This is a genomic window from Acidithiobacillus sp., assembly GCF_027322205.1.
In the GTDB taxonomy this organism is placed as follows: domain Bacteria; phylum Pseudomonadota; class Gammaproteobacteria; order Acidithiobacillales; family Acidithiobacillaceae; genus Acidithiobacillus.
Map to the genome: position 1 here is coordinate 1 of NZ_DAHVHY010000058.1, position 12,117 is coordinate 12,117.

The window sequence follows — 12,117 nt, forward strand, 5'->3', positions numbered from 1 at the left end:
GGCTGGCGTCACGTCCGCAAGGGTCAGGGTGCCGAGTTCAGACCTCCAGTAATCAAGGTGCTGTTTCCGGGCATCCTTGGCCCGCATACCTTGCAACTTCTCCCGTTCGTAACGCTCGATAGCTTCCGCCAGTGTGTGACGTTTGGCCTCGGACGTTTTGAAGTGCCGACCTTCCCTTATGGCGCTTTCGGTCTGGGTGGCCCATTGCTTGGCTTTGCTGAGACTGGCGAACGTGGCGGACTGGACAAGCTGGCCCCGTAGTCTGACCTTCACCCGGTAGGACGTGGTGCCGTCGCTGGCGGTGCGTTTCTCTATGGCGGCCATGATTACGCCCTCCAAGTGGTGAGGGCTGGCGCTGTATGCGGTAAACTGTGCTTATCCATTGCGGCCTCCTGTTCAGGCTTTGCGGTGGTAGGGTCGGGCGGGTGCTGATTACACCCCTCGGCCTGTTTTTTATTATACATTCACGGCAAAAAAGCGCAACAAGGGCTTACTAAGCCAAAGCATACGCAACACAAGGCAATGAATTATCAGGGTATCTATTCCGCCATAATGGGATATGGGGCACTCATGGGGCAGTGCGGGACAAAATGGGGCACTTATCCACAGGTCGGGCGGTTGTCACAGTGACGCCAGAAGGAAGGCTAAAGGGTGCCTTTTGGGTTCCCAAGAGTGCCTACGGCTTGCGGCTTGGTGCCCCAAAATCGCCCCATGACGGGTTTTTAACGGTCTGGAATGTTTCATAACCAGTTGTTTTATTTGGTGCGCCTGACAGGAATCGAACCTGTAACCTACGGCTTAGAAGGCCGTTGCTCTATCCGGTTGAGCTACAGGCGCAAGGGATAATCCGACAATAAATCGTCCGCGTCATTGTAGAGGACCGGTGGCGGTCAGGGAAGCCGGAGTGTGCCCCTTTTCGCTGACGGCTGCCAGCGTGTATGGTTGGTGGTATCAGCCGATCGGAGCAGAGCATGGACAAGCGCTTTACCCTGGAGAGCAGTTTCCCACCGCAGGGCGACCAGCCGGAAGCCATCCGTCAGTTGGTGAATGGCCTTGCCTCTGGTGAATTTTTCCAGACCCTGTTGGGGGTGACCGGTTCGGGCAAGACCTTCACCATGGCCAACGTCATCGCAAGCACCCACCGGCCCGCCATCATCATGGCACCCAACAAGACCCTGGCAGCGCAGCTCTACGCGGAGATGCGCGCGTTTTTTCCCCACAATGCTGTGGAGTATTTCGTCAGTTATTACGATTACTACCAGCCCGAGGCCTACGTTCCTTCCTCCGACACCTTCATCGAAAAAGACGCCGCCATCAATGACCACATCGAGCAGATGCGCCTCTCTGCCACCAAGGCACTGCTGGAACGCCCGGATGTCATCATCGTGGCCACCGTTTCCGCTATCTACGGTCTAGGTGATCCGGCCTCCTACCATGGCATGATTCTGCATCTGCGCGAGTCCGCCACCATGGATCAACGCGCTATCCTCAAGCGTCTGGCGGAGATGCAATACAGCCGCAATCCTTTGGAAATGAAGCGCGGCACCTTTCGCGTCAACGGCGACGTCATCGATATATGGCCTGCAGAAAGTGAGGACGAAGCCGTTCGGATTGAGCTTTTTGGCGACGAGCTGGAGCGCCTCTCGCTCTTTGATCCCCTGACCGGCAAGACCATCACCCGTTTGCCGCGTTACACCATCTACCCCAAAAGCCACTACGTCACCCCGCGCGAGACCATTCTCGCGGCGCTGGACGCTATTAAAGATGAGCTTCGCTCGCGTCTGGAGGACCTGCGCCGCGCCAACAAGCTGGTTGAGGCGCAACGGCTGGAGCAGCGCACCCGCTTTGATCTGGAGATGATGGCCGAGCTGGGGTATTGCTCGGGGATCGAGAATTACTCCCGCTACCTCTCGGGACGGGTGCCCGGTCAGGCGCCACCGACCCTGATGGATTACCTGCCCAAGGACGCCCTGCTGTTTATGGATGAATCCCATGTGACCGTCCCGCAGTTCGGGGGGATGTACAAGGGTGATCGTTCGCGTAAGGAAACCTTGGTGGAATATGGTTTTCGTCTGCCCTCGGCGCTGGACAACCGGCCCTTGATGTTCCCCGAGTTCGAGTCACTCATGCCGCAGACCGTGTTTATTTCTGCAACACCCGGTCCCTACGAGCTGGAGCACTCCGGGCAGGTGGTGGAGCAGGTGGTACGGCCCACCGGCCTGGTCGATCCGGCTGTGGATGTCCGCCCGGCGAAGGGGCAGGTCGATGATCTGATCAGTGAAATCAACATTGTTGTGGGTACCGGTTGGCGCATTCTGGTGACGACGCTGACCAAGCGGATGGCCGAAGATCTGGCCGATTATCTCCATGAACTGGGTATCAAATGCCGTTACCTGCACTCTGATATCGAGACGGTGGAGCGGGTGGAGATCATCCGCGATCTGCGCGCCGGGGTGTTCGACGTGCTGATCGGGATTAACCTGCTGCGGGAAGGCCTGGATATGCCGGAGGTGGCATTGGTCGCTATTCTGGATGCGGATAAGGAGGGCTTCCTGCGCTCGGAGCGGTCGCTGATTCAGACCATCGGGCGCGCCGCGCGCAACCTGCACGGACGGGCCATTCTCTACGCGGACAGCGTCACCAAATCCATGGCCCGGGCCATAGCCGAAACCGACCGCCGCCGCGAGAAGCAGTTGCAGTTCAATGCTGCGCATGGCATCACCCCGCGCGGCATCATCAAGCCGGTGTCAGACATGATTGAGGGTGTCTACCGGCGCAGTGCCCAACCGGCTGCGCGCGCTGCGGAAAAAAACGCGGATTATCGCGTGCTTAATGAGCCTCAAGCCGTTTCTAAAAAAATCAAGGAGCTGGAGGAGGCCATGTACCGTCACGCCCGCAACCTGGAGTTTGAACAGGCGGCGGCGCTGCGGGACGACATCAAAAAACTGGAGGTCCGTCTGCTGGGTACAGATCTGCCGGTATCTCTGGAAGAGGACTGAGGTGTGACTCATCAGGACAAGAGCACGCCCGGCAACTTGACGCCGCGTAGGGCATTGCCTATCCTGTAAACCAACCGGACGGTATGCAATGACAGGAGAACATGATGATGATGAAGGCTAAGGCCTATGCTGCTCAGACTGCCCGCAGTCCGTTGGCGCCCTACGAAATCCTGCGTCGTGAGCCGGGTCCCGATGATGTCCAGATAGATATACTCTTTTGCGGTGTCTGCCATTCCGATTTGCACACCGCCCGCAATGAGTGGAAAAACACGCTGTATCCCGCCGTTCCTGGCCACGAAATCGTGGGCCGGGTCGTTGCCGTCGGTAAGGATGTCAAAAATTTTAAAGTTGGTGATTTTGCCGGTGTCGGTTGCATGGTGGATAGTTGTGGGCACTGTCCGTCCTGTGACGAGGGTGAGGAGCAGTACTGCGATAACGGATTCACCGGAACCTACAACGGCCCGGTATTCGGCGGCGAAAATACCTACGGCGGCTATTCCCAGAGCGTGGTAGTCAAAGAATCCTTTGTGCTCAAGATCCGGCATGATGAAAAAGATCTGGCGAGTGTGGCACCGCTGCTCTGCGCCGGTATCACCACGTACTCGCCCTTACGCCACTGGGGTGTCGGACCGGGTAAAAAGGTCGGCATTGTCGGCCTGGGTGGCCTCGGTCATATGGGCGTCAAGTTGGCGCATGCCATGGGTGCCCATGTGGTGCTGTTCACCACCTCCCCCGGCAAAGTGGAGGATGGTAAGCGGCTGGGGGCGGATGAGGTCTGCATCTCCAAAGATGACGCGCAAATGGCCAGCCATGCCAACAGCTTCGATTTTATCCTCAATACCGTGGCGGCGTCCCATAATCTGGACGCCTTCCTGAACCTGCTCAAGCGGGATGGTACGATGACGCTGGTGGGTGCGCCGGCAGAGCCCCATCCGTCACCAGAAGTCTTCAACCTGATTTTAAAGCGCCGGCAGCTCGCGGGCTCCCTTATTGGTGGTATTCGGGAAACGCAGGAGATGCTGGATTTCTGCGCGCAGCATGGGATTGGTTCGGATATCGAGATGATCCCCATGGACTACATCAATACCGCTTACGAAAGAATGCTGAAGAGCGATGTGAAGTATCGCTTTGTGATTGACATGGCGACGCTGAAATAGGTTCTCTGGGGCCGGAGATATCCAGCCCCACCAGCAAGAGACTGAAAACGCGCCGGGCTGAAGCCATAAACGACAGTCTGGCGTGTTTTTTTGTTTCGGGGGGGAATGTCAAGGCAGCAGGAACTGCGCATGGGTCACCACTGAAAGGCGGTTTGCGTTGTACCGCACGTCCGAATTGGCTACCATGCGCAGGTTAAACGCGTGCGCTGCGAGTCCTATGAGCAAATACATTTTCGTAACAGGTGGGGTGGTTTCTTCTCTGGGCAAGGGCGCTGCTGGCGCAGCTCTTGGTGCACTGCTGGAGGCGCGTGGGCTGAAGGTCACCATGCTCAAACTGGACCCCTATATCAATGTCGATCCGGGTACCATGAGCCCCTTCCAGCACGGTGAGGTTTTCGTCACGGCCGATGGTGCGGAAACGGATCTGGATTTGGGGCATTACGAGCGATTCCTCTCGACGCGGATGGGCAAGCGCAACAATTTCACCACCGGCCTGGTTTATCAGACCGTTATTGAAAAAGAACGGCGCGGCGACTATCTGGGGCGTACGGTACAGGTCATCCCCCATGTCACCGATGAGATCAAGCGGCGCATCCGGTTGGGTGCGGCGGATGCGGATGTGGCGCTGGTGGAGATCGGCGGTACCGTCGGCGACATTGAATCGCAGCCCTTTCTGGAAGCGATCCGGCAGATGGCGGTAGAGGAGGAACGGGGTGATACCCTTTTCATGCATCTGACGCTGGTACCCTATCTGGCGTCTGCCGGGGAGATGAAAACCAAACCGACCCAGCACTCGGTGCGTGAACTGCGTGCCATCGGTATCCAGCCGGATGTGCTGCTCTGCCGTGCCGACAGGCCTATACCAGCCGATCATAGGGCTAAAATCGGGCTCTTCTCTAATCTGCCGGAAAAGGCCGTCATTTCTGCTATCGATACCGACAGCATCTATCGTATTCCACTGCTTTTCCATGCGCAGGGTCTTGATGATCTGGTGGTGCAGAATCTTGGCCTGCAGGTGCCAGCCCCTGACCTTTCGGTATGGAATGGCATCATAAACGCCCTGGAACACCCGGAAGATGAGGTGGTGATTGCCCTCGTGGGTAAATATGTGGGGCTTACCGAGTCTTACAAGTCATTGGCCGAGGCATTGCTTCATGCCGGCTTGCGGGCGCGGCGGAGTGTGCGTTTCTTGTATGTGGATGCTGAAGATATTGAGATGCAGGGGACGGAAATGCTCGCGGAAGCGGATGCTATTCTGGTGCCCGGTGGTTTCGGCGGGCGTGGCACTGAAGGCAAAATCACCACCATTCGCTACGCGCGGGAGCAGAGGGTACCCTATCTCGGCATCTGTCTTGGCATGCAATTAGCGGTCGTTGAGTTCGCCCGGCATTGCGCCGGATTGAGGGATGCCAATAGCACAGAACTGGACCCCCAGACTCCGGCGCCAGTCATTACGCTGATGACCGAGTGGTCTGATCCCGAAGGTCATAAGGCCTATCGGGAGGAGGGGGGCAATCTGGGCGGCACCATGCGGCTGGGTGAGCAAGAGTGCCGACTGGAACCTGGCAGCTTGGCGGCACAAGCTTATGGGCAGGAGCGGATTCACGAGCGCCATCGCCATCGCTTCGAGTTCAACAATCGTTACCGCGATTCATTGGCCACGGCAGGGTTGCGCTATACGGGTTTCTCTGCGGATACTGAGCTGGTGGAAGTGGTGGAGTTGCCGGGCCACCCCTGGTTTCTGGGCTGCCAGTTTCACCCGGAGTTCACCAGCAATCCACGTGAGGGGCATCCATTGTTTGACGCTTTTATGCGCGCCGCCATCGCGCAGCGGGAACGGGAGACTGCAGCGTGAGACTTTGTGGCTTCGAGGCAGACCTGCAGTCCCCTTTCTTTCTGATGGCCGGACCTTGTGCGATCGAGAATGAATCTCTGGCGTTGCGCACGGCGGAGGCTCTGCGCGATATCTGTGCACGCCTCGGTATCCCCTTTATTTATAAAAGTTCCTACGACAAGGCGAACCGCTCTTCGGGACAGAGTTTCCGCGGACTTGGTAGGGACGAAGGATTGCGCATTCTCGAAAAGGTCCGCCGGGAAACGGGGGTGCCGATCATTACGGATGTTCATGAAAAAGAGGACGTGTCGGCCGTGGCGGAGGTGGCCGATGTGCTGCAAACGCCGGCCTTCCTCTGTCGGCAGACCGATTTCATCCAGGCCGTCGCTGCTGCCGGTAAGCCGGTCAACATCAAGAAAGGCCAGTTCCTCGCGCCCTGGGATATGCTGCACGTCGCCAACAAGGCCAAAGCTACCGGCAATAACCAGATTATGGTCTGTGAGCGCGGGGCCTCCTTCGGCTATAACAACCTCGTATCGGATATGCGTTCCCTCGCAGTGATGCGTCAGACCGGATGCCCAGTGGTTTTTGATGCGACCCATTCGGTACAGCTCCCAGGTGGTCAGGGCGACCGGTCTGGGGGCCAGCGCGAATTTATCCCAGTGCTGGCGCGTGCGGCCGTGGCGGCAGGCGTGTCAGGGCTCTTTATGGAGACTCATCCTGATCCGGCGCAGGCATTGTCCGATGGCCCTAATGCTTGGCCGCTGGGACGTATGGAGAGCCTGTTGCGTGTCCTCCAGCAGATCGATCATCTCGTGAAAGACCAAGATTTCCCTGAAAACCATCCTGAGGAGTTAGCATGAACGCCATCGTCCGCATACAAGCCCGTGAAGTTCTCGATTCGCGTGGTAACCCCACGGTGGAAGCCGAAGTCCATCTGGAAAATGGTGCTATGGGTCGTGCTATCGTGCCCAGTGGTGCCTCGACCGGTGAGCGCGAGGCGGTGGAGTTGCGTGACGGTGGCCAGCGCTATGGCGGCAAAGGGGTGCGTAAGGCCGTTGAACATGTTAATGGCGAAATCCAGGATTTACTCCTCGGCATGGAAGCCGAAGAGCAGGAGCATATTGACGCCGCCCTCTGCGCCCTGGATGGCACCGAAAATAAGGCTCGTCTCGGCGCCAACGCGATCCTGAGCGTTTCACTGGCGACTGCCCACGCCGCCGCCCACGCCGCTGGCCAACCTTTGTATCGCTATATTGGTGGCCTTGGTCCTCTGCAATTACCTGTCCCGATGATGAACGTCATCAACGGCGGTGCCCATGCTGATAATGACGTGGATATGCAGGAATTTATGCTGATCCCGGCGGGTGCGGAGTCTTTCTCTGAGGCTTTGCAGATGGGAGTGGAGGTGTTCCACAGCCTCAAAGCCGTACTCCAATCGCGCGGACTGGCAACGACCGTCGGCGACGAGGGCGGTTTCGCTCCGAATCTGCCATCCAACGAGGCTGCACTGGAATTGCTCATGGACGCCATCAGCAAGGCGGGTTATCAGCCGGGCAAAGATATCTGGCTGGGCATGGACGTAGCGTCCAGTGAGTTTTATCGGGATGGGCGCTATCATCTGGCCAGCGAAAAGCGCGAACTCAATAGTGCGCAATTCGTAGACTACCTGGAGGCACTGGCCGATCGTTATCCGTTGATCAGTATTGAAGATGGCATGGATCAGAATGACTGGGAGGGCTGGGTCATGCTGACCGATCGTCTCGGCGATCGTTTGCAGTTGGTGGGCGATGATATTTTCGTGACGAATACGGCCATTTTACGCGAAGGTATTGAGCGTGGTGTCGCCAATAGTATTCTCATTAAACTCAACCAGATCGGTACCTTATCTGAGACCCTGGCGGCCATTGAAATGGCAAAAACCCATAGTTATACGGCTATCGTCTCGCACCGATCCGGAGAAACTGAGGACACCACGTTGGCCGATGTTGCGGTAGCTACAGGTTGTGGTCAGATTAAAACAGGTTCTTTGTCGCGCACGGATCGGGTTGCAAAATACAACCGTTTGTTGCGTATTGAAGAAGACTTGGGTGATGCAGCTCGTTATCCTGGGCTTGCAACTTTTTATAATCTCGACTAAAAAGAATTCAATGGGGTGTTTTCTGAGCCATTAAATTTTCGGGGATTTTTCGGCATGGGCTATTGGGCGCACGTAAAGAGTAGCGTAGTCTCTGCTAAGGCAGAGATGCGTCTTGTAGACTTTATGCTTTTAGCCGTATTGTGCGCCTTGCAATATCCGCTTTGGTTTGGTTCTGGAAGCTGGTGGAATGTCGTGGATCTGCACCATAAACTGGAAACCAAGCAAGTGGTTTTGAAGCGCTTAGAGGATCGCAACGATCTTTTAACTACGCAGGTGACGAGCCTGCAAACGGGGAGCCATGCTGTTGAAGAGTTGGCCCGACGTCATTTGGGGATGATCAGTAAGGGAGAGGTATTTGTCTGGGTGATTCCGGCCAAAGATACTCCCAACCGCGTGAATACCATTACCCATGTGTCCTGAGTCGTGCCGGGCGTTGCGCAGGTCTGGCGATCTATCCGTTGATGCTCTGTCAGGCACGGTCGATGTAACTGCCGTCTACCGTATTCACCCGGATTTTTTCACCCGCATTCACAAACTGCGGCACCATAACCGTAATGCCGGTTTCCATACGTGCGGACTTATAGGAGCCGGTAGCGGTTTGTCCCTTAATGGCGGGGTCGGCTTCACTCACCTCCAAAACGGCCACAGGCGGTAATTCAACGCCAATGGGTCTTTCGTTATGCAGGTTGACCTGGATTTCGGTATTGGGCAGGAGATAGCCGGTTTGTCCTTCGAGCAGATCCTCACTGAGAATGAGCTGCTCAAAGCTCTCGTTATCCATAAAGACATAGCCGGTGGCATCTGCATACAGATACTGCATGGTACGTGGCTCGACGACGGCCTTCTCCGTACTTTCTCCGGAGCGGAAGCGTGTATTGGATTTGGTACCCGTCTCAATATTCTTCATCTCGACCTGCACGAAGGCGCCGCCTTTGCCGGGCTTCACGAAATCGGTTTTGAGTACACGCCAAAGCCCTTTTTCATGTTCCAGAATATTGCCGGGGCGGATATCAAAGGCGGAAATCTTCATACTGTAGTCCTTCTGGGCATTCCCTTTAGAGGGCGTGAATTGTACCCTAGAGGCTTATTTCTGACCAGCCCGGTCCCTGAGAGGTAATCATGTCTGAGCCCCGTACCCAGCCCTTGGAGATTCGTCCCCTCATGATCAGTCGCATCATGGAAGTAGATTGGGCCGATGGTCACACCAGTTGCCTGACCTTTGAACACCTGCGGGTGGAATGCCCCTGTGCGGAGTGTAAAGGACACACACCCGATCAGGCACAGATCATTACCGGTAAGGAAAATGTGAGTGTTGTGGATGTGGTGCCGGTGGGTAACTACGCGGTGCAGCTGCATTTCAGTGATGGCCATAATACCGGCATTTTCACTTGGGAGTATCTGCGTAGGCTGGATGGTGAGTGAGCGTTTCTGGAGTTAAAAATTCTGAAATTTCATGGATGCTGAACCGATAGAAGACACGCAGAGAACTATTGAGGCGGCGGAAACAGCTTTCGTTCTTGGCGACTTTCTGCGTACGCTGACCAGTCAGCCCGGTATTTACCAGATGGTTGGCTCAGGGTGCCGCCTGCTCTATGTGGGCAAGGCCCGCAATCTCAAACGTCGCGTCAGTTCTTACTTTCAGAAGCAGCGCCACAGTCCCAAAACGCTGGCGATGCTGGCGCAGGTAAAACGGGTCGAAGTGGTAGTGACCCACACCGAAACTGAAGCGCTGGTGCTGGAAGCCAATCTCATCAAGCGCCACCATCCACCGTACAATATTTTGCTGCGTGATGACAAGAGTTACCCCTACTTGTTTATCGAAAGCAGTCACGACACGCCGCGCATGAGCTTGCATCGGGGTGCCCAAAAGGTTAAAGGGCACTATTTTGGCCCGTATCCTGCTGTCACTGCGCTGCGTGAGAGCATGGTGCTCTTACAAAAAGCCTTTCGCTTGCGGACCTGCGAGGATCATACCTTTTACCATCGTAGCCGGGCTTGTTTGCAGTATCAGATTCACCGTTGTAGTGGCCCCTGCGTGGGGCATATCAGCGGGGAGGATTACGCGCGGGATGTGGCGGATACGATTCGCTTTCTGGAAGGAAAAAGCGACGAGGCGATCCGGAGTCTAGGGGCGAGGATGCAGACGGCTGCGGAGCAACTGGATTTCGAGGAGGCAGCGCGGCGCCGTGATCAGATCGCCGCTTTGTCCAAGATTCAGGAGCGTCAGTATGTGGCGCAGGCAGGTGGGGGAGATTTTGATGTGCTGGCGGCGGCACAAGAGAATGGGCAGTGGGTGGTGTATGTCAGTTTTATCCGCAATGGACGACAACTGGGCGGACGCGCAATTTTCCCACGCCATACGGAAGAAGTGCGTGCGCCAGATGTTCTCGCGGCCTTCCTTATGCAGTTCTACAGTAATAAAGAGGTGCCAGGGAATCTGCTGGTCAATGTGCTGCCGCGTTCGCCGACTTCACTCGCGGAGGCCCTGAGCAGCGAAGCCGGGCACCGGGTCATGATTGATCAGCCGCAGCGCGGTCCGCGCCGGCGCTGGATGGCGTTGGCGTTCACCAACGCCGTGGGAGCGTTGCGCCAAAGAGCGCAGACCGCCACCGCCGGACGGCGGCGTATGCTCCTGCTGCAGGAGCTTTTTGACCTCGCAGAAACGCCGCAGCGCGTAGAATGCTTTGACATTAGCCATACGCGCGGCGAAGCGGCGGTGGCATCTTGTGTGGTTTTCGGTGAAGATGGGGCGCTGAAGAGTGCGTATCGCCGCTTCAATATCCGGGACATCCAGGGTGGGGACGATTACGCGGCTATAGAGCAGGCGGTGCATCGCCGCTACGCGCGCTTGCAAAAAGAAGGTTTGGCCTTGCCGGAGATCGTTCTTATTGACGGTGGTCCCGGGCAGGTGGCCCGGGCGCAAGCAGCTTTGGACGCATTGGAGATAGCGGGTATTCAGTTGTGTGGGGTAGCGAAAGGGACGACGCGGCGTCCGGGGCTGGAGATGCTGCATATCCCCGGATGGGCCGCCGCGCGACAATTTGACGATGATGACCCGGTATTACTGGTGATTCAGGAAATACGCGACGAAGCCCATCGTTTTGCCATTACCGGTCATCGGGCGCGGCGCGGCAAGGTGCGACAGGTGTCTGATCTGGATGGCATCGCCGGAATCGGACCCAAACGGCGAGTCGCGCTGTTACGCGCATTTGGTGGTTTACGAGGGGTTCGTGACGCCGGTATAGAGGATTTGCAGCGCGTAGAAGGTATCCATTTGGAGCTTGCGCAGCGGATATATGATTTCTTTCACGTAGGACGTGCCTGATTGTGATAAAACGGCTGCCCAATTTCCTGACAGTTCTGCGCATCTTATTGGTGCCTATTTTTGTGGCGCTTTTTTACTGGGGGAGCGATGTGCGCACTTTTGGTGCCACCGGCGTTTTTGCGGTGGCGGCAATTACGGATTGGGCCGATGGCTATCTGGCTCGGCGCTATCAGGGGGTGTCCCCCTTTGGTACCTTTCTGGACCCGGTTGCAGATAAGATCATGGTGGTCACTGCGCTGGTGCTCATCGCGTCTTCGGGAGAGATGCCCAAGATTCTGGCGGGTATTCTGATCAGTGTGATTGTTGGCCGGGAAATCACCGTGTCGGCACTGCGTGAATGGATGGCAGAACTGGGGGAGCGCAAGAAGGTGGCAGTCTCCTGGCTGGGCAAGGCGAAGGCGGCTACGCAGATGATTTCGATTCTGCTCCTGGTCTACGAACGACCTCTGTTTAGCCTGTCAGGACGGAATCTGGGCATGGTTCTCCTGGTCGTGGCGGCGGCGATGACACTCTGGAGTATGGTAGGCTACTTGCGTGCCGCTTGGCCCAGCTTGATGGCCAGCGGCGGCGTTCGTCTTGACAGGGACCGGTGATCCCGGTAGTCTTTGCGGCCATGCGGGAATAGCTCAGTGGTAGAGCACAACCTTGCCAAGGTTGGGGTC

Annotated in this window: 10 protein-coding genes, 1 tRNA gene and 1 pseudogene; 9 read left to right on the forward strand and 3 right to left on the reverse strand. The window is 56.7% G+C overall.

Going from position 1 to position 12,117, the window contains the following annotated elements:
* Both M7F93_RS09000 and M7F93_RS09005 read right to left on the reverse strand, forming a co-directional pair.
* Window positions 1-324, reverse strand: a pseudogene (locus M7F93_RS09000) (hypothetical protein); the annotation flags it as partial.
* Between the two features lie 436 nt (window positions 325-760).
* A tRNA-Arg gene (locus M7F93_RS09005) sits at window positions 761-837 on the reverse strand.
* A 134-nt stretch (window positions 838-971) separates the two neighbouring features.
* On the opposite strand from M7F93_RS09005, the gene uvrB reads away from it, so the two are divergent.
* The 6 genes from uvrB to M7F93_RS09035 all read left to right on the forward strand — a co-directional run bounded on the left by uvrB (window position 972) and on the right by M7F93_RS09035 (window position 8,550).
* Window positions 972-2,999 carry an excinuclease ABC subunit UvrB gene (gene uvrB / locus M7F93_RS09010; RefSeq protein ID WP_298172232.1) on the forward strand — a complete coding sequence of 676 codons (2,028 nt, stop codon included), beginning with the start codon at window positions 972-974 and terminating at the stop codon, window positions 2,997-2,999.
* 101 nt (window positions 3,000-3,100) lie between these two features.
* A complete protein-coding gene (locus M7F93_RS09015; RefSeq protein WP_298172235.1) occupies window positions 3,101-4,156 on the forward strand; it encodes an NAD(P)-dependent alcohol dehydrogenase in 1,056 nt (351 codons plus the stop codon).
* 217 nt (window positions 4,157-4,373) lie between these two features.
* On the forward strand, window positions 4,374-6,011 hold the full coding sequence (locus M7F93_RS09020) for a CTP synthase (protein ID WP_298172238.1): 1,638 nt from the start codon (window positions 4,374-4,376) through the stop codon (window positions 6,009-6,011).
* Complete coding sequence (gene kdsA / locus M7F93_RS09025) at window positions 6,008-6,853, forward strand: 3-deoxy-8-phosphooctulonate synthase (protein ID WP_298172241.1); 846 nt, start codon at window positions 6,008-6,010, stop codon at window positions 6,851-6,853. The genes M7F93_RS09020 and kdsA overlap by 4 nt, the downstream gene beginning before the upstream one ends.
* Window positions 6,850-8,130, forward strand: a complete 1,281-nt coding sequence (eno, locus tag M7F93_RS09030) for a phosphopyruvate hydratase (RefSeq protein WP_298172244.1) — start codon at window positions 6,850-6,852, stop codon at window positions 8,128-8,130. Before kdsA ends, eno begins: the two co-directional genes overlap by 4 nt.
* A gap of 54 nt (window positions 8,131-8,184) precedes the next feature.
* Complete coding sequence (locus tag M7F93_RS09035; RefSeq protein ID WP_298172247.1) at window positions 8,185-8,550, forward strand: FtsB family cell division protein; 366 nt, start codon at window positions 8,185-8,187, stop codon at window positions 8,548-8,550.
* Window positions 8,551-8,599: 49 nt separating this feature from the next.
* Here M7F93_RS09035 and efp read toward each other — a convergent pair whose 3' ends face one another.
* Complete coding sequence (efp, locus tag M7F93_RS09040; RefSeq protein WP_298172249.1) at window positions 8,600-9,160, reverse strand: elongation factor P; 561 nt, start codon at window positions 9,158-9,160, stop codon at window positions 8,600-8,602.
* 89 nt (window positions 9,161-9,249) lie between these two features.
* Between efp and M7F93_RS09045 the strand changes: the two genes are divergently transcribed.
* From M7F93_RS09045 to pgsA, 3 genes are read left to right on the forward strand one after another with little or no spacing between them, the layout of a single operon-like run.
* Window positions 9,250-9,552, forward strand: a complete 303-nt coding sequence (locus M7F93_RS09045) for a gamma-butyrobetaine hydroxylase family protein (RefSeq protein ID WP_298172252.1) — start codon at window positions 9,250-9,252, stop codon at window positions 9,550-9,552.
* A gap of 31 nt (window positions 9,553-9,583) precedes the next feature.
* The gene (gene uvrC / locus M7F93_RS09050) at window positions 9,584-11,455 is read left to right on the forward strand and encodes an excinuclease ABC subunit UvrC (RefSeq protein ID WP_298172254.1); all 1,872 of its coding nucleotides are present in this window, start codon (window positions 9,584-9,586) and stop codon (window positions 11,453-11,455) included.
* A 2-nt stretch (window positions 11,456-11,457) separates the two neighbouring features.
* The gene (pgsA, locus tag M7F93_RS09055) at window positions 11,458-12,048 is read left to right on the forward strand and encodes a CDP-diacylglycerol--glycerol-3-phosphate 3-phosphatidyltransferase (RefSeq protein ID WP_298172258.1); all 591 of its coding nucleotides are present in this window, start codon (window positions 11,458-11,460) and stop codon (window positions 12,046-12,048) included.
* Window positions 12,049-12,117 lie beyond the last annotated feature (69 nt).

Bases quoted from the DNA above. Each gene is read 5' to 3' on its own strand.
- uvrC (WP_298172254.1), top strand. From the start codon at position 9,584: ATGGATGCTGAACCGATAGAAGACACGCAGAGAACTATTGAGGCGGCG.
- M7F93_RS09045 (WP_298172252.1), top strand. From the start codon at position 9,250: ATGTCTGAGCCCCGTACCCAGCCCTTGGAGATTCGTCCCCTCATGATC.
- M7F93_RS09015 (WP_298172235.1), top strand. From the start codon at position 3,101: ATGATGATGATGAAGGCTAAGGCCTATGCTGCTCAGACTGCCCGCAGT.
- efp (WP_298172249.1), bottom strand. From the start codon at position 9,160: ATGAAGATTTCCGCCTTTGATATCCGCCCCGGCAATATTCTGGAACAT.
- M7F93_RS09035 (WP_298172247.1), top strand. From the start codon at position 8,185: ATGGGCTATTGGGCGCACGTAAAGAGTAGCGTAGTCTCTGCTAAGGCA.
- M7F93_RS09020 (WP_298172238.1), top strand. From the start codon at position 4,374: ATGAGCAAATACATTTTCGTAACAGGTGGGGTGGTTTCTTCTCTGGGC.
- eno (WP_298172244.1), top strand. From the start codon at position 6,850: ATGAACGCCATCGTCCGCATACAAGCCCGTGAAGTTCTCGATTCGCGT.
- uvrB (WP_298172232.1), top strand. From the start codon at position 972: ATGGACAAGCGCTTTACCCTGGAGAGCAGTTTCCCACCGCAGGGCGAC.